Raw genomic sequence first — 16176 nt, 5'->3', positions numbered from 1 at the left:
GCCATGGCCGCCTACGCCAATCTCGACCGGTTCTACATCAACGGCGAATGGGTGAAGCCCTCTGAGGGCGCCTCCCTTCTCGACGTGATCGACCCCGCGACCGAAGAGAGCGTCGCCCAGGTGGCGATCGGCACCCGCGAGGACGCCGAGAAGGCGATTTTCGCCGCGCGCGCGGCCTTTGCAGGGTTCAGCGCCGCCAGCGTCGGCGACCGGCTCGCGCTGCTCAGGCGCATCCGCGACGTCTACAAATCGCGCATGACCGACATTGCCGCGGCGATCACCACCGAGATGGGGGCGCCGGAAGCCTTCGCGCTTTCCGATCAGGCCGGCTCCGGGCTCGGCCATCTCGAAGCCACGGTCACGGCGCTCGAAAATTTCGAGTTCGAGGAAAAGCGCGGCTCGACCCTGATCGTCCATGAAGCGATCGGCGTGGCCGGGCTGATCACGCCCTGGAACTGGCCGATGAACCAGATCGCCTCCAAGGTGGCGCCGGCGATCGCCGCGGGCTGCACGATGGTTCTGAAGCCGAGCGAGATCGCGCCCTTGAGCGGCATCGTCTTTGCCGAGATCATGCACGAGGCCGGCGTGCCGGCCGGCGTGTTCAACCTCGTCAATGGCGACGGGCCGGGGGTGGGCCAGGTGCTCTCAAGCCATCCGGAGATCGACATCGTCTCCTTCACCGGCTCCACCCGGGCGGGCGTGCTGGTCGCCAAATCTGCCGCCGACACGGTCAAGCGCGTGGCCCAGGAACTCGGCGGCAAATCCCCCAACATCATCCTCGACGACGCCGATCTCGAAGCCGCCGTCAGCGCGGGCGTCACGGGCTGCTTCGGCAATTCCGGCCAGTCCTGCGATGCGCCGACGCGCATGCTGGTGCCGCGCGGCCGCCACGACGAAGCGCTCGCCATCGCCAAGCGCACGGCGGAGGCGATGGTGACCGGCGATCCGCACGATCCCGCCACCACTCTCGGCCCTGTGATCAGCCAGGTGCAGTATGACAAGATCCAGGGCCTGATCGCCTCGGGCATCCAGGACGGCGCCAGACTGGTGACCGGCGGCCACGACCGGCCGGAAGGGCTCACGCGCGGCTATTTCATCAAACCCACCGTGTTCGGCGGCGTGACCCCGGAGATGCGCATCGCGCGCGAGGAGATCTTCGGCCCGGTGCTCTCGATCATGCCCTATGACAGCGAAGAAGACGCGGTGCGGATCGCCAACGACACGGTCTACGGGCTCGCCGCCTATGTGCAGTCGGGCAATCTCGACCGCGCCCGCGCCGTCGCCCGGCAATTGCGGGCGGGCCAGGTCAGCATCAACTATCCCGACTGGGACCTGTTTGCGCCGTTCGGCGGCTACAAGCAGTCGGGCAACGGCCGCGAATATGCCGATTGGGGTCTGCGCGACTATCTCGAAACCAAGGCGCTGATCGGCCACGGCTGAGCCTCGGGACCTTCACGGCGAACGGACAAACTGGGAGGGGTGCATGCGCTACGGGTTCATCGGTCTCGGCAATCTCGGCGGGCATCTGGCCGCAAGCCTCTTGCGCGAGGGCTTTGACGTCACGGTCACCGATCTCGATCCGGCGCTCGGAAAGCGTCATCTCGCCATGGGCAAGGCCTGCCGCTGGGCGGACACGCCGGCAGATCTCGCGCTCGACTGCGATGCCATCGTCACCTGCCTGCCGTCGCCGGCGGTTTCGGAGAAAGTTCTCAGGCAGATGCTCGAAACCGCCCGGCCGGGCACGGGCTGGATCGAAATGTCGACGCTCGGGCGCGACGACATTCTCAGGCTTGCGGCCATCGCGGCGGCCAAGGGTGTCGAGACCATGGAGGCGCCGGTGACCGGCGGCGTGCATCTGGCCGCGCAGGGCAAGATCACCGTGCTCGCCGGCGGGGAGGCCAAGCTGTTCGAGACGCACCGCCCGGCACTTGCCGCCATGGGCGACAAGATCTTCCACATGGGGCCGCTCGGCTCCGCCTCGATCATCAAGGTGATCACCAACATGCTGGCCTTCATCCATCTCGTCGCCGATGGCGAGGCCTTGATGCTGGCCAAGCGCGGCGGGCTTGACCTGAAGACCGCCTGGGAGGCCATCACCGCCAGTTCCGGTTCCAGCTTCGTGCACGAGACCGAAGGGCAACTGATCCTGAACGGCAGCTATGATGTCGCCTTCACCATGGACCTGGCGCTCAAGGATCTCGGGTTCGCGATGCGGTTCGGCCGCGAATTTGGCGTCCCGCTCGATCTCGCGGGGCTCACCAACCAGACCTTCGTGCGCGGCAAGGCGGCCTATGGCGGGGCCGCGCAATCGACCCAGATCGTCAAGCTGCTGGAAGATGCGCTCGGCACGGATCTGCGCGCTGACGGTTTCCCGGCGCGGCTCGAATAGCCGATCAGTCGATCGCGGCGATCAGCCGGTCGCGGTGGCGGAGAAGCGCCGCCGTGGCCTTGTCGGTGTCGAGCGCGTGCATGGCAACCACGCCGATGCAGGCTTCCGCGCCTGCGACGCGTTCGCCGGACCGGGCAAGCGGAGCGGCAACGCCGATCGCACCCTCCTGCAACTGGCCCTTGGTAACGGCGAAGCCGTCGCGCCGCGCCTCTGCGAGGTCGGCCGGTTCGTCCTTCGCGGGTGGGCGCTGCATGGCGATGGCGAGGCCGGCGGCTCCGCGCGAGACCGGATGCCGGGAGCCGACGCGGTAGCTCACTTTCAGCATGGGCTGGTCGGGTTCCGCAACCTCGACGACCACGCAATCCTCGCCCTCGGCGATGCACAGGAAGGCGGTGGCGGCGGTGTCATGCGCGAGTGCGCGCAGCACCGGACGGCAGGCGGCGCGCAGCTGCGGCCGGTAGTTGCCGCCAAGGGCCACCACGCCGGCGCCGAGCCGGATGCGGCCGTCAGCGTCGCGCGCGACCATCAGGTGCTCTTCCAGCGTCGCCACCAGCCGGTAGGCGATCGCCCGGTGCACGCCGAGCTCGCGGGCGATCTCGGCGATGGCGAGGCCGGAAGGGGCGCGGGAGATGATGTCGAGGACATGAAGGCCGCGCGACAGGGTTTGCAAGCTGCTCAAAAGTCGTCTCCGTTCACTGCGCGATTGACCCCGCTCGGCGAGGCCATTACAAATATAGAACACAGTGTGCGATATTGGTAAATGGCGTTTTGGGAGAGAGCGCCCCTTGCGCGTCCAATGCGGACATGCGGCGCTTCGGGTCGAAGAGGAGTGACGTCGATGACAGAGCAATCCGGCACCGGCTGTCCGGTCCATGGGCGAGGCGGGGGCTGTCCGGTCTCGCCGCGCGCAGCAAGCTTCGATCCTTTTGCCGAAAGCTTCCTCGCCGATCCCGCCGCGGCGCTCGAATGGTCGCGCAACGAGGAGCCGGTGTTTTTCAGCCCCGAGCTCGGCTACTGGGTCGTCACCCGCTACGAGGACGTGAAGGCGGTCTTCCGCGACAACGTCACCTTCTCGCCCTCGATCGCGCTCGAACGCGTGGTGCCGCCGAGCGAGGAGGCGATGGCGACGCTCAAGCGCTACGACTACGCCATGAACCGCACGCTGGTGAACGAGGACGAGCCCGCGCATATGGAGCGGCGGCGTGCTTTGATGGCGCATTTCCTGCCGGAAAACCTCGCGGCCAAGGAAGACATGATCCGCAGGCTCACCCGCGAGAAGGTCGATGCCTTCGTCGACAGCGGCCGGGTCGATCTGGTCGAGGCGATGCTGTGGGAGATCCCGCTCACGGTGGCGCTGCACTTCCTCGGCGTGCCCAAGGAGGACATGGACGCGCTCAAGGAATTTTCGGTCGCGCACACGGTCAACACCTGGGGGCGGCCGTCGCCGGAACAGCAGTTGAAAGTCGCCGATGCGGTCGGCCGGTTCTGGCAATATGCCGGCCGCGTGCTCGACAAGATGCGCGCCGAACCCGACGGCGAGGGCTGGATGCATTTTGCCATCCGCAAGAATGCCGAGATGCCCGAAGTCGTGACCGACTCCTACCTGCATTCGATGATGATGGCGATCATCGTCGCCGGCCACGAGACCACGTCGCTCGCGAGCGCCAACGCGGTCAAGCTGCTTCTCTCCAATCCGCTGGTCTGGGAGCGGATCTGCAAGGACCCGGCGCTGATCCCCAATGCGGTCGAGGAATGCCTCAGGCTCGAAGGCTCGCAGATGGCCTGGCGGCGCAAGGCCACGCGCGACACCGAAATCGCCGGTGTGGTGATCCCCAAGGACGCGAAGCTGCTGATCGTCAGCGCTTCGGCCAATCACGATCCGCGCCATTTCGAGAACGGCGACCTGTTCGACATCTACCGCGACAGCGCGGTCGAGCACCTCACTTTCGGCTATGGCAGCCACCAGTGCATGGGCAAGAATTTCGCGCGGCTGGAAATGCGCATTTTCATCGAGGAACTCTCCCGCCGGCTGCCGCATATGCGGCTGGTCGAGGGGCAGACGTTCACCTATCTCCCCAATCTCGCCTTCCGCGGGCCGCAGCGGCTGCTGGTCGAATGGGACCCGGCGCAGAACCCGGAGCGGAGCGATCCGGCGCTTGCCGGGCGGACCGTGTCGTTCCCCGTCGGCGCGCCGTCGAGCAAGGAGATCGCGCGCAGCATGCGTGTCGCCGAGATCGGCGACGCCGCGCGCGGGGTGAAGCTGATCCGGCTCGAGGATCCCGACGGGCTGCCGCTGCCGGCCTGGACACCGGGCGCGCATATCGATCTTCTCGTGGGCGATTTCTCCCGCAAGTACTCCCTGTGCGGGTCGCCCTCCGATCCCGGCTACACGATTGCGGTCTTGCGCGAGCAAGACGGCCGCGGCGGCTCGCGCTTCATTCACGAGACTCTCAAGCCGGGCACGATGGTGCGCATCCGCGGGCCGAAGAATTATTTCCGGCTTGAGGAGCAGGCGCCCCGCCATATCCTGATTGCCGGCGGCATCGGCATCACGCCGATCCTGGCGATGGCCGACCGGTTGAAGGCGCTCGGCCGCGACTATGTGCTTCACTATTGCGGCCGGGCCCGCGAGACCATGGCCTTTCTCGATCGTGTCGCGCGCGACCATGGCGCGCACACGGTGCTACATGTGTCGTCCGAGGGAGGCCGGGCCGATCTTGAGACCATCGTCAAGGGCTGGAGCCCGGACACGCGCATCCATGCCTGCGGTCCGGAGCGGCTGCTCGACCAACTCGGGCTCTTGTGCGGGGACCTGCCGGAGGGCAGCTATAAATGCGAGGCCTTCACCACCGGGCTCGACGGCATGGTCCATGCGGACGACACGGCCTTCGAAGTGGATCTTGCCGACTCCGAGCTCACGCTCACCGTGCCCGCCGGGCGCACGCTGCTCGAAACCGTCCGTGCGGCCGGCATCGACGTGCCGAGCGATTGCGAGGAGGGGCTCTGCGGCAGCTGCGAGGTCGGCGTGCTCGACGGCGCTATCGACCATCGCGACAAGGTGCTGTCGGCGGCCGAACGGGCTGAGGGCAAGCGCATGATGGCCTGTTGCTCGCGTGCTGCCGGCAAGAAGCTGCGTCTCGCGCTCTGACCCGGTCCGGGCTGAGGCAGGGACCGCCGGGCGGAAGACGCGGCAGTTGATCGGATAGCCCGCCGCCGCTATCAGGGATGCCAGACGCAAGCAGGCGCTTGCCGAACACGGACCCGGTCCATGCCCAAACTGCTTATCGTGACCGATGCCTGGCGCCCGCAGATCAACGGCGTGGTGCGGTCGATCGAAAACCTGGTGGAGCATCTCGGGCCGCTCGGCGTTGAGGTCGACATTCTCTCGCCCGCCGAATTCCGCACCGTGCCGCTGCCGGGCTATCCGGAGATCCGGCTGGCGCTCGCCACGCCCCGGGCAGTCTCGCGCCGCATCGAACAGTCCGATCCCGATTACATCCAGATCGCCACCGAGGGTCCGCTCGGCTTGCTCGCCCGCCGTGCGGCGCTCAAGCGCAACGGCTTCACCACGAGCTACCACACCCGCTTTCCCGAATATGTCTCGGCGCGCTATCCGGTGCCCGAAAGCTGGCTCTATGCCTTCATGCGCCGGTTTCACAATGCCGGCCGCTGCTGCCTGGTCGCGACCGACAGCCTGCGCCGCGAACTCGAAGCCAAGGGCTTTTACAATCTCGAAATCTGGTCGCGCGGCGTGGATACCGACCTGTTCCGTCCGGACCATCCGGCCCCGCTCGATCTGCCCCGCCCGGTGTTCCTCCATGTCGGGCGGATCGCGGTCGAGAAGAACATCGAGGCGTTCCTCGCCCTCGACCTGCCGGGCAGCAAGCTGGTGGTGGGCGACGGGCCGCAGCTTGCCGATCTGAGGCGCCGCTATCCCGATGTCACCTTTACCGGTGCGAAGTCGGGGGCGGAACTGGCGGCACTCTATGCCATGGGCGATGTGTTCGTCTTTCCCTCGCGCACCGACACCTTCGGCATGGTCTTGCTCGAAGCGCTGGCCTCCGACGTGCCGGTGGCGGCCTATCCGGTAAGCGGGCCTCTCGACATCATCGGCGACAGCGGCGCGGGCGTGCTCGACGAGGATCTGGCCCGGGCGGCGCTTGCCTGTCTTGCGATTCCGGAAGGTGTCGCCCGCGCCCGGTCGCTCGCCTTCTCCTGGCCGGCCTGCGCGCAACAGTTCATGGATGCCGTGGTGGCAAGCTACGCCCCGCATCCGGGCCGCTGAATCGCCCGGCGGCCCGCCGGCACTCGCCGGGCGCCATGTCCCCGGCGCGTTTGCAATCAGATGTTGCGCGGACAAGTTTCCGAGCGATTGCAAGGGCTTATTCATTCAACATTAATACCCTTCCGACATCCTGCGTGACAGCATGATGCTGCGCCCCGTTCGGACCCTGGCCGGACCGTTTTCAGGGCAGCCCCCGCCGCCACAGCGCGGATTTTTCCAAGTATGCCGGGGCCGATTTCCCCCGAAACAGATTTTTTTCACTGTTTTGATTAGCAAGTGATGGAACGGATTATGCCTGATCAAACGCAAGGAACCCTGTCTCGCTTTGGCGTGGAATTCAAATTCACGGCGATCCTACTGGTTCTTTCGTCGCTTCTGATCCTCACGGAATTCGTCTCGAGCGCGGTGAGGTCGGGAGCCGGGGTGCACGGCATGCGCACCGAGCATGTCGTGATCGCGATTGCGGCGCTTTGCATCATCGCGCTTGGCGTCGCGGTGCTGGCGCTGCGCTACCAGGTCAAATCGCTCAGGAAGAGGCATCGCCTGGTTCTGGTCCAGTCGGAGCGCGATCTGCTGACCGGGGTGGTGAACCGGGAAACCTTCCTGTCCGAAGCGCAGACCGTGCTCGGCAAGCGGGCGGCGAGCGGCCAGGTGGCGCTGCTGCTGGTGGATATCGATCATTTCAAGCAGGTTAACGACACCTATGGGCATCTGACCGGCGACGAGGTGCTGGTGTTTTTCGCCAACCAGCTGCGGCAGCATTTCCGCGATGCCCGCGTCGGGCGCCTGGGCGGGGACGAGTTCTGCGTCCTGATCGAGCACACCGATCCGATCACGCCCGGCTTCCTGCACAGGTGCTGCGGCCAGTTCCTCGACGGGCTCAAGAAAGGGGTCGCCGTCACCTCGTGCCGGCTCTCCGTGTCCGCTTCCATCGGCATTGCGCTTGCGCCGGTTCACGGCAAGACCTGGAGTGCGCTGGTCGCCAATGCCGACATGGCGCTGTACGCCTCCAAGCGGCGCGGCCGCGCCTGCTCGACGCTTTTCGACGAAGACATGATGAGCGACATGCGCAATGAAAAGGCGCTGGTGCGGGAATTGCGTGCGGCGCTGCTGCTCCAGCACCTGCGCGTCGCCTATCAGCCCATCCTCGGCAGCAACGGCGAACTGATGGCCTATGAGGCGCTGCTGCGCTGGCCGCACGCCTTGCGCGGCTACATTTCGCCGGATGTGTTCATCCCGGTCGCCGAACGCGCGGGCCTGATCGCCGATGTCGGCTATTACGTGCTGCGCCAGGTCTGCACCGAGATGTCGCGGCTGCAGCCGGTGCCGGTCAACATCAATCTCTCGGCCAGCCAGATCGCGTTGCCCGACCTGCTCGACCGCATGCTCGAGATCCTCGATGAAACCGGGACCGATCCGTCGCGGATCGTCATCGAGATCACCGAAAGCGCATCGCTCGCTGCCAATGAGGTGGTCGCCGGGCACCTGCGCGCGATCCAGAACCGCGGCTTCCGCATCGCGCTCGACGATTTCGGCATGGGCTATTCCGAGTTCAACCAGTTGCGGGCGCTGCCGTTCGACGTCATCAAGATCGACAAGAGCTATATCTGCGCGCTCGGCACCGACATGGTCACCGATGTCTTCGTCAATGCGGTGGTGGAAATCGCACGTCGCCTGGGCAAGGTGGTCGTGGCCGAAGGCATCGAGACCGAAGACGACCGGCTCAGGGCCGGCGCCGCCGGATGCCACCGGTTCCAGGGCTACTATTTCGCCAAGCCGGCCTTCGTCGAGGAGATCGACAGGGCAGGGGCGTGCGGTGCTGCCGGCCGCTTGATCGGCTAGGGCGGGAACGTCCGGCGGCACAATCCGCGCCCCTGTCCCGCACGGGCCTCGTTTCACAAATCCGTCATGACACTGTCATGATGCTGCAATCATGGCCGTGGCACATCACCCGGGATCAACCCCCGGAGACCATCCCATGTCACGACTGCTCAGCTTCACCTCGGTCCTTGCGCTGATTGCCGCCTCGGCCAGCGCTGCGGAGATGAATTTCAACCGCATCGCCTCCTTCGCCACGCCGCTCAACATGGCGGCCGGCGAAGACCAGAACCGCGAAACCTCGTCGGAAATCATCGCCGCCAGCGAAGACGGCATGCGGCTCGTCTACACCGACAGCCCGCTCGGCGTGATCGGCATGATCGACATCGCCGATCCCGCGGCCCCCAAGCCGCTCGGCAATATCGACATGGGCGGCGAGCCGACCTCGGTCACCATCGTCGGCGGCAGCGCCTTCGTCGCAGTCAACACCTCGAAGGACTATGTCAATGTCGGCGGCAAGCTGGTGAGCGTGGACCTCGACGGCAAGAGCGTGACGGCGGAATGCGATCTGGGCGGCCAGCCCGATTCCATCGCCCGGGCCAAGGACGGCTCGTTCCTGGCGATCGCCATCGAGAACGAGCGCGACGAGGATCTCAATGACGGCGTCTTGCCGCAGATGCCGGCGGGCCGGGTGGCGCTGATCGACCTGAAGGACGGCGCTGCCGATTGCGCGAGCCTCCGCTTTGCCGATGTTACCGGCCTGGCCGAGATCGCGCCGGAAGATCCCGAGCCGGAATTCGTCGACATCAACGACCTGGGCGAGACCGTGGTCACGCTGCAGGAGAACAACCATCTCGTCGTGCTCGACCGGGACGGCAAGGTGCTGTCGCATTTCTCCGCCGGCGCCGTGACGCTCGAGAATGTCGACCTGACCGACGAACGCGGCGCGCTGCGCTTCACCGAGACCCAGGCCGATCGCAAGCGCGAACCCGACGCGGTGGGCTGGATCGACACCGATCATTTCGCCATCGCCAACGAGGGCGACTACGAAGGCGGCTCGCGCGGCTGGACCATCTTCAACAAGGACGGAACGGTGGTCTACGAGTCGGGCATGTCGTTCGAACATGCCGTGATCGAGACCGGCCACTATCCGGACAAGCGTTCGGACGCCAAGGGTGTGGAGCCCGAATCGATCGAAGTGGCGCGCTTCAACGGCGTTCCCTACGTCTTTGTCGGTGCCGAGCGCGCTTCCGTCATCGGCGTCTATGATGTCAGCGACCTTGCCAATCCGGTGCTCAGGCAGATCCTGCCGTCGGGGATTGCGCCGGAAGGCGTCGTCGCCATTCCCTCGCGCAACCTGCTCGTCACCGCCAACGAGGCCGACCTGATCGAGGATGGCGGCGTGCGCAGCCATGTGATGATCTACGAACTTGGCGAAGGCCCGGCCGCCTATCCGCAGATCACCTCGGCCGGTGCCGACCAGCTGATCGGCTGGGGCGCGCTTTCCGGGCTTGCCGCCGATCCCGAAACCAAGGGCAAGCTCTACGCCATCAATGACAGTTTCTATGGTTTCCAGCCGCAGATCTTCACCATCGATGCAACCCAGACGCCGGCCCGCATCACCGCCGCGCTCGACATCACCCGCGGCGGGGCGCCGGCCCAGAAGCTCGATATCGAAGGCGTGACCACCGACGGCGAGGGCGGCTTCTGGCTGGCGTCCGAAGGCAACAGCGCCAAGCTGGTGCCGCACGCGCTTTACCATGTGAACGCGAAGGGCGTGATCAAGAAGGAGATCGCGCTGCCGGAAGAGCTGCTCGCCAACGAGACCCGCTTCGGCTTCGAGGGTATTGCCCGCGACGGCGACGTGCTGTGGATGCCGGTGCAGCGGCCCTGGAAGGACGACGCCAAGAGCGAGGTGAAGCTGGTCTCCTACAACACCAAGACCGAGGAATGGGGGGCCGTGCGCTATCCGCTCGATGCGCCCGCCGACAAGGGCTGGGTCGGGCTCTCCGACATCGAGCTGCATGACGGTTATGCCTATATCATCGAGCGCGACAACCAGATCGGCGACAAGGCCGCGATCAAGAAGATCTACCGCGTGGCGATGAGCGAGCTCACGCCCGCGCCGCTTGGCGGCGAGCTGCCGCTGGTCGCCAAGGAAGAGGTGCGCGACCTGCTGCCCGAGCTCAAGGCGCTGAACGGCTATGTCGTCGACAAGGTCGAGGGCCTGGCGATCGACGCCGACGGCAAGGCCTATGTCGTCACCGACAATGACGGCGTCGACGACAGCTCCGGCGAGACACTGTTCTTCACCATCGACGGACTGGCCGCCGCCTCCAACTGAGGCTTTTGCCTGAAACGAGATGGCCGGGCGGAGCGATCCGCCCGGCCTTTGCTTTTCTGGGGGGCGGTTCCTCGACCACATTCGCCCTTTCGTATCGGAACCGGCGAGGTGAGCCGCTTCGTCGCACCGGTCTGTCAATGACAAATTCAGAAGCTGTGATATGAATTGCGAGCAAGCATAGATGAAGTTGTTTTCTCGGATTCAAAGACAGAATGAGGAGGTGCAGGGCATGAAGTCTTTTCGCGTCTATAAAAGCGGGCCGCTTTCCGGAAGAGTAACGGTGGGAGGCTGCAAGAATGCGACATTGAAGAGCATCCTTACCTTTCCGCATCTCGCATGCGGTAGCCTTTCCATCGAAAATCCCGCGACCAATTCGCAGACAGACTATGCTGTCGAGGTCCTGACAGCCTGCAATACGGAGAGTCAGGTGCGCTCCGGCTCGATCGAATTGCGTGCCGATCGCATCGATACGCTCAATCCGGTGTTTGATGCCGCCATACCGCAAATGCGTCATTTTTCCAGAATGGCGGTTCCGATGGTGACGCATGGGGAACAGTTCCGCATGTCGCTGCCGGGCTACAGTCCCTATGGCCGGCGCTCCTTCACGCCGGTGAGCCGGGCGCTGTCGAAGTTCGGCATAACCACGGAGCCCAAGGGCAACCATGTGCTGCTGTCCTGGCCCGAAAAATCCCGCCTCGAGGGCAGGAAGCTGGTCACGCCAAGCGCGATGCGGTGTTTGGCGACATCGGAAGCAATGCTCCGGGCAGCGGTTGCGATGCGGGGCGAGAGTACCATCATCAACATCGCCCAGGATCCGGACATTGCAGATCTGGTCCGGCTGTACGAGACCTTTGCGCCGGTGGAGTTCGAGGGCAAGGGGACTGCCAACCTGGTGGTCCGCAGCGAAGGCATCGACGTGGGCCGGGACTACCATTCGCGCATTTCCGTGCCAGGCGACTATCTCGAAGCCTCGACGCTCGCCGCGGCGGTGCTGGCGGTTGGCGGAGACGTGATCATCGATGGTGTGGAGGGCAAGCGCATGTTGCCGATGGTTCCGGTCATCGAAGGCTTCGGCGCGACCATCGAACTTGGCGAGACCGGCATTCGCGTCATCGCGGATGGCAAGCCGCGGGCCTATGACTTCACGACCGAGCGCTATCCGGGCTTTCCGACCGACGCTCAGGGACCATTCCTCACTGTAGCGGCGCTGGCCAGGGGCGCGAGTATCGTCGAAGAGACCGTATGGACCAATCGCCTTGCACAATCGGCGGAACTCAGCCGGATGGGAGCGAGGATCGAACTGATCAACAACCAGACGGCCCGGATCGATCCGACGCCCGAGCTTGTCGGCACGAGCGTCGTGGGAACCTGTCCTCGCGCGACGGCAGGCTTGATCATCGCCGGCCTTGCCGCGGAGGGGGAGACCACCGTTTCCGGACTGGACCTGCTCAGGAACGCCTACAGCCGCCTTGAAGACAACCTGATCTCGCTCGGAGCGAAGATCGAGCTGGTCGAGTCCGATGAGGCAACCAGCCGGATCAACGTGAAGCATGGAAGGCTCGAGGCGTTTTAGGGAGCCCGGACGCGCTGCCTGCCTTTATCCGGGAACGTCCCCTCGGGCATGCACTGTCTCACGGCGTCGGCGGGGTTACCGATTTGCGCCATTGCGTGAGGAAGCGGGCGCGCTTGGCGCGGTCGAGCGAGACCAGCAGCGCCGGCGACAGCGGAATCGGGCGCAAGGCCGGGGCCTCGCCGTCGCTGTCGGTCATGCGGTTGAGCGCGTCGGGGCCGCTCAGTGGGGTGAGCAGATGCGTGTCGCCATCGAGGATTGCGCGCCCGCGCGGCGACAGCACCAGTTCCAGGAAGGCGCGGGCGGCTTCCGCGTTGCGGGCTTCGCGCGGGATGTAGCCGGCGCGCGCCAGCACCAGCGTGTAGTCGGTCGGCAGCACCACGCCGATGCGGTCGTCGCGGGCGGCGCGGGAGCGCGCGTAAGAGCCGAGCACGTTGTAGCCGATATAGGCGCGGCCGTCGGCGACGCGGTCGATGATTTCGGAACTGCAGCAGAAGGTGGCAACGCTGTTGCGCCCGAACCCTTCGATCAGCCGTCCCCAGGTGCTGGCCTCGCTCGAATCCTGGAATGCGAACAGATAGCCCAGGCCCGAGTCCTCGATGTCATAGGTGGCGATGCGGGTGTTGAGTTCGCCCGATTGCCGCATCAGGTCGATCAGGTCGAAACGCGAGTGCGGCGGGCCGTCCTTCGCGAGGGCCGCCTTGTTGTAGACCATGACGGCGGGCTCGTAGGTCAGCCCGATCAGTTCGCCCCGCCATTGCGCCCAGGAGGGCAGGGTTGCGAGCACGGGGCTGTCGATTTCGCGGGCGCAGCCTGAATTGACCAGCCGCACCTGCTGGGCGATCGACGAGGAGATCACCAGATCGGCGAGGAAGCGGCCTTCGTCGCAGGCGCGCGAGACGATGGCGTCGAGATTGTTCGACGTGTCCTCGATATAGGTGAGCGACACGCCCGGGCGGAGTTCCTGGAAGGCGGCGATCAGGGGGCGCATGAAATCGAGATCGGTGACGCTCGCGATCACCAGTTCGCCGCCGTCGCCCGGCGCCTCGAACCGGGTGACGGTCTCCTCCGCATGGGCCCCGGGGAGATTGAGCGCAAGGGCAACCGACGCGGCGGCGAGAACGGCGGACAGCCGGGTCATGATGCATCTCCCTTGTCTGACGGTGCAGCGGGGCCTGCCGGTGCGAGCGGCATCTCGATGCCGACTTCGAACCCGCCTTCAGCGGCCGCGCCGGCCCGAACCGCTCCCTGATGGAACTCGGCGACCTCGGCGACGATGGCGAGGCCGAGCCCCGCGCTTTGCGGGTTGGAGGCGTCGCGGGCAAAACGCTCGCCGATCCGTTCGATCTGGCGCGGGCTCATGCCCGGGCCGCAGTCCCGCGCCGCGATCACGGCCGTTTCCGCCGCGGTGACCCTGACCCCAAGCGTGACCGGCGGCTTGCCGTGCGCGAGCGCATTGGTGATCAGGTTGCGCGCCGCCTCGCGCAGGCTGAAGGCGTCGCCGGTCACCATCACCGGGTCGGCGGGCAGGTCGAGCGCCACCGCCTCGGCCCCGCCGGTGCGCCGCGCCTCGCGCTCGGCCTCCACCGCCACGCGCCTCAGGTCCAGCCATTCGAGCGTGACCGCATCGGCGCGGTGGGTGACGAGCGCATGCGACAGGAGCTGGTCGGTGAGCCGGCTCACGCCGATCGCCCGGTCGCGGATGCGCCGTTGCAGCGCCCGCAGCTTGCGCGGATCCTCTTCCTCCATGGCGAGTTCCGTCTGCGCCCTCAGCGCCGTGATCGGCGTGCGCATCTGGTGCGCGGCATCGGCCACGAAGTCCTGCATGGCGCTCACGCGCCGGTCGAGCCGGGCCATGAAGCGGTTGATGGCCGAGACCAGCGCCTCGACCTCGCGCGGGGTGGTGGTCGACAGCGGCGTCAGGTCCAGCGGATCGCGGGCGAGGATGGCGCGTTCGATCCGCCGGAGCGGGCTCAAGGCCAGATACATGGCAAGCAGGGCCAGCGTGAGCGTGAGCGCGCCGGCGATCACAACGCCGATGACGGCGCGCGCGACGATCTCGTTGGCGAGTTCCGACCTTGCGCGCAGGGTCTGCGCCACCACGACGGTGATCGGCCCGCGCACGGCGCGTTCGGCCAGGAAGCGCTGCATCCGGATCGCCCGCACCGGCTCGCCGGAGAACGTGGTGTCGTAGAGCACCGATCCCGACTGGGCCTTGGCGCGGTCGGGCAGGGGAAAGCTTTCGTCGCCGGTCAGCGTCGAGCCGTCCGGACCGATCACGCGGTAGAAGATCCGGTCCTCGGCGGCGAGCGAGAGCAGGCCGAAGGCCGAGAGCGGAATGTCGACCACGGTTTCCCCGTCCTCGACGCTGATGCGCTCGGCGATCTGCAGCGCGGCGCCGGTCAGAAGCCGGTCGAAGGCGCGCGTGGCGGCGGTCTGGCCGTAGCTCAGCGCCGCGGCCAAGGTGGCGGCCGCGGCAATGGTCAGGAGCAGGGTCAGCAGCAGCGTCAGCCGCCAGGCGATGGAGCGGGAGGGAAAGGCCTGCGGCCCGAACGGCGCATCGCTCACGGGGCGACCGGCTCCGGGCCGGCCGCGAGCGCCTGGTAGCCAAGGCCGCGCAGGGTCTTGATCTCCAGGCCCGCGCCCGCAAGCTTGCGGCGCAGGCGGCCGACATAGAGTTCGATCGCGTTGGGCCCGGCATCGGTGTCGAGCCCGAACAGGCGGATCACCAGCTCTTCCTTCTCGAGCACGCGGCCGCGGTTGATCAGGAAGATCTCCAGAAGCAGCTGCTCGCGCGGGGTCAGTTGCAGCGGCTGGCCGGCGACGGTGGCCTGGCGGGTGGCCATGTCGAAATCGAGATTGCCGGCCGACAGCCTGGCGCCGGCCTCGCCGGTGCGGCGGCGGACGATGGCGCGCACCCGGGCCTCGAGCTCGCCGAGATCGAAAGGCTTGACCATGTAGTCGTCGGCGCCGAAATCGAGCGCGTCGATCTTGTCGTCGACGGCCAGCCGCGCGGTGAGAACCAGCACAGGCACCGGATGCTTGCGCTGTCTCAGCCAGCGCAGGAAATCGAGACCCGATCCGTCGGGCAGGTTGATGTCGAGAATCACCAGGTCATAGACGGAGGCGGAGACGAAGTGGCGGGCATCGGCGACCGATTCCGCCCGGTCGCAGACATGGCCCGCCCGCGCCAGCCGCTCCGTGATGGCTTCGGCGACGTCCAGGGTATCCTCGACGACCAGAAAATGCATGGGCACCTCCTCCCAGTTCCCAATACCCGGCTGACAGCATGTTGACAGTTTTGCACGCTAACATAGCCGTCATTCCGCCTTCGAGGAAAGGCGGCTCGACCATTGTGGAGGAAATCATGAGAAATTTTGTCACGCGGCTCGCCGCGACCGCTGTTGCTGTCGTTTCGCTCACGGCCGCGGCCCATGCCTTCGATCCGGGCGCGACCGAATGCATCGCGCCGGCCAATCCCGGCGGCGGATGGGACTTCACCTGCCGCCAGGTCGGCAAGACGCTGCAGGATCTCAAGCTGATCCCCGGCACCATGCAGGTCACCAACATGGCCGGCGGCGGCGGCGGCGTCGCCTATGCCGAAGTCATCAACAAGCGCAACGACGCCAACAACCTGATCGTCGCGGCGTCCTCGGCCACCTCGACCCGTCTGGCGCAGGGCGCGTTCCCGGGCAACACCATGGACCAGGTGCGCTGGGTCGCCTCCGTCGGCGCCGACTACGGCATCATCGCGGTCGCCAAGGATTCGC

General features: G+C 66.3%; 11 protein-coding genes and 1 pseudogene. 8 read left to right on the top strand and 4 right to left on the bottom strand.

Annotation, left to right across the window (positions count from 1 at the left end; translation table 11 throughout):
• Positions 1 to 3 precede the first annotated feature (3 nt).
• Together AWJ14_RS00730 and AWJ14_RS00725 are read left to right on the top strand one after the other, a co-directional pair.
• Positions 4 to 1440: an aldehyde dehydrogenase family protein gene (locus tag AWJ14_RS00730; RefSeq protein WP_066173536.1), complete on the top strand. Its 1437-nt coding sequence runs from the start codon at positions 4 to 6 to the stop codon at positions 1438 to 1440.
• Positions 1441 to 1483: 43 nt separating this feature from the next.
• On the top strand, positions 1484 to 2389 hold the full coding sequence (locus AWJ14_RS00725; protein WP_066173533.1) for an NAD(P)-dependent oxidoreductase: 906 nt from the start codon (positions 1484 to 1486) through the stop codon (positions 2387 to 2389).
• Positions 2390 to 2393: 4 nt separating this feature from the next.
• Here the strand turns inward: AWJ14_RS00725 and AWJ14_RS00720 are convergent, their stop codons facing one another.
• Complete coding sequence (locus AWJ14_RS00720; RefSeq protein WP_066173529.1) at positions 2394 to 3068, bottom strand: IclR family transcriptional regulator; 675 nt, start codon at positions 3066 to 3068, stop codon at positions 2394 to 2396.
• 159 nt (positions 3069 to 3227) lie between these two features.
• Here AWJ14_RS00720 and AWJ14_RS00715 point away from each other — a divergent pair, with 159 nt between their 5' ends.
• From AWJ14_RS00715 to AWJ14_RS00695, 5 genes are all read left to right on the top strand, one after another.
• A complete protein-coding gene (locus tag AWJ14_RS00715) occupies positions 3228 to 5537 on the top strand; it encodes a cytochrome P450/oxidoreductase (RefSeq protein ID WP_066173525.1) in 2310 nt (769 codons plus the stop codon).
• Between the two features lie 120 nt (positions 5538 to 5657).
• Positions 5658 to 6674, top strand: a complete 1017-nt coding sequence (locus AWJ14_RS00710) for a glycosyltransferase family 4 protein (RefSeq protein ID WP_066173522.1) — start codon at positions 5658 to 5660, stop codon at positions 6672 to 6674.
• Between the two features lie 291 nt (positions 6675 to 6965).
• Positions 6966 to 8516, top strand: coding sequence for a putative bifunctional diguanylate cyclase/phosphodiesterase (locus AWJ14_RS00705; protein ID WP_171904791.1), 1551 nt, complete (start codon positions 6966 to 6968; stop codon positions 8514 to 8516).
• A 136-nt stretch (positions 8517 to 8652) separates the two neighbouring features.
• On the top strand, positions 8653 to 10836 hold the full coding sequence (locus AWJ14_RS00700; RefSeq protein ID WP_066173519.1) for an esterase-like activity of phytase family protein: 2184 nt from the start codon (positions 8653 to 8655) through the stop codon (positions 10834 to 10836).
• A 229-nt stretch (positions 10837 to 11065) separates the two neighbouring features.
• A complete protein-coding gene (locus AWJ14_RS00695; protein ID WP_171904790.1) occupies positions 11066 to 12409 on the top strand; it encodes a hypothetical protein in 1344 nt (447 codons plus the stop codon).
• Between the two features lie 58 nt (positions 12410 to 12467).
• Here AWJ14_RS00695 and AWJ14_RS00690 read toward each other — a convergent pair whose 3' ends face one another.
• Genes AWJ14_RS00690 through AWJ14_RS00680 form a run of 3 tightly spaced genes read right to left on the bottom strand, consistent with a single transcriptional unit; the run spans position 12468 to position 15657 of the window.
• Entirely contained in the window at positions 12468 to 13547 is a 1080-nt protein-coding gene (locus AWJ14_RS00690) for an ABC transporter substrate-binding protein (protein ID WP_066173513.1), read from the bottom strand.
• Complete coding sequence (locus tag AWJ14_RS00685) at positions 13544 to 14974, bottom strand: sensor histidine kinase (RefSeq protein WP_066173511.1); 1431 nt, start codon at positions 14972 to 14974, stop codon at positions 13544 to 13546. Before AWJ14_RS00685 ends, AWJ14_RS00690 begins: the two co-directional genes overlap by 4 nt.
• Positions 14971 to 15657: a response regulator gene (locus tag AWJ14_RS00680; RefSeq protein ID WP_066173508.1), complete on the bottom strand. Its 687-nt coding sequence runs from the start codon at positions 15655 to 15657 to the stop codon at positions 14971 to 14973. The genes AWJ14_RS00685 and AWJ14_RS00680 overlap by 4 nt, the downstream gene beginning before the upstream one ends.
• 116 nt (positions 15658 to 15773) lie before the next feature.
• Here AWJ14_RS00680 and AWJ14_RS22625 point away from each other — a divergent pair.
• Positions 15774 to 16176 (top strand): annotated as a pseudogene (locus tag AWJ14_RS22625) (tripartite tricarboxylate transporter substrate binding protein); the annotation flags it as partial.

Source organism: Parahoeflea olei (assembly GCF_001703635.1).
Lineage (GTDB): Bacteria > Pseudomonadota > Alphaproteobacteria > Rhizobiales > Rhizobiaceae > Hoeflea > Hoeflea olei.
Note: the sequence above shows the minus strand (reverse complement) of the source record. Positions and strands in the feature narration are given on the sequence as shown.

Bases quoted from the DNA above. Each gene is read 5' to 3' on its own strand.
- AWJ14_RS00715 (WP_066173525.1), top strand. From the start codon at position 3,228: ATGACAGAGCAATCCGGCACCGGCTGTCCGGTCCATGGGCGAGGCGGG.
- AWJ14_RS00710 (WP_066173522.1), top strand. From the start codon at position 5,658: ATGCCCAAACTGCTTATCGTGACCGATGCCTGGCGCCCGCAGATCAAC.
- AWJ14_RS00700 (WP_066173519.1), top strand. From the start codon at position 8,653: ATGTCACGACTGCTCAGCTTCACCTCGGTCCTTGCGCTGATTGCCGCC.
- AWJ14_RS00705 (WP_171904791.1), top strand. From the start codon at position 6,966: ATGCCTGATCAAACGCAAGGAACCCTGTCTCGCTTTGGCGTGGAATTC.
- AWJ14_RS00725 (WP_066173533.1), top strand. From the start codon at position 1,484: ATGCGCTACGGGTTCATCGGTCTCGGCAATCTCGGCGGGCATCTGGCC.
- AWJ14_RS00695 (WP_171904790.1), top strand. From the start codon at position 11,066: ATGAAGTCTTTTCGCGTCTATAAAAGCGGGCCGCTTTCCGGAAGAGTA.
- AWJ14_RS00690 (WP_066173513.1), bottom strand. From the start codon at position 13,547: ATGACCCGGCTGTCCGCCGTTCTCGCCGCCGCGTCGGTTGCCCTTGCG.
- AWJ14_RS00680 (WP_066173508.1), bottom strand. From the start codon at position 15,657: ATGCATTTTCTGGTCGTCGAGGATACCCTGGACGTCGCCGAAGCCATC.
- AWJ14_RS00730 (WP_066173536.1), top strand. From the start codon at position 4: ATGGCCGCCTACGCCAATCTCGACCGGTTCTACATCAACGGCGAATGG.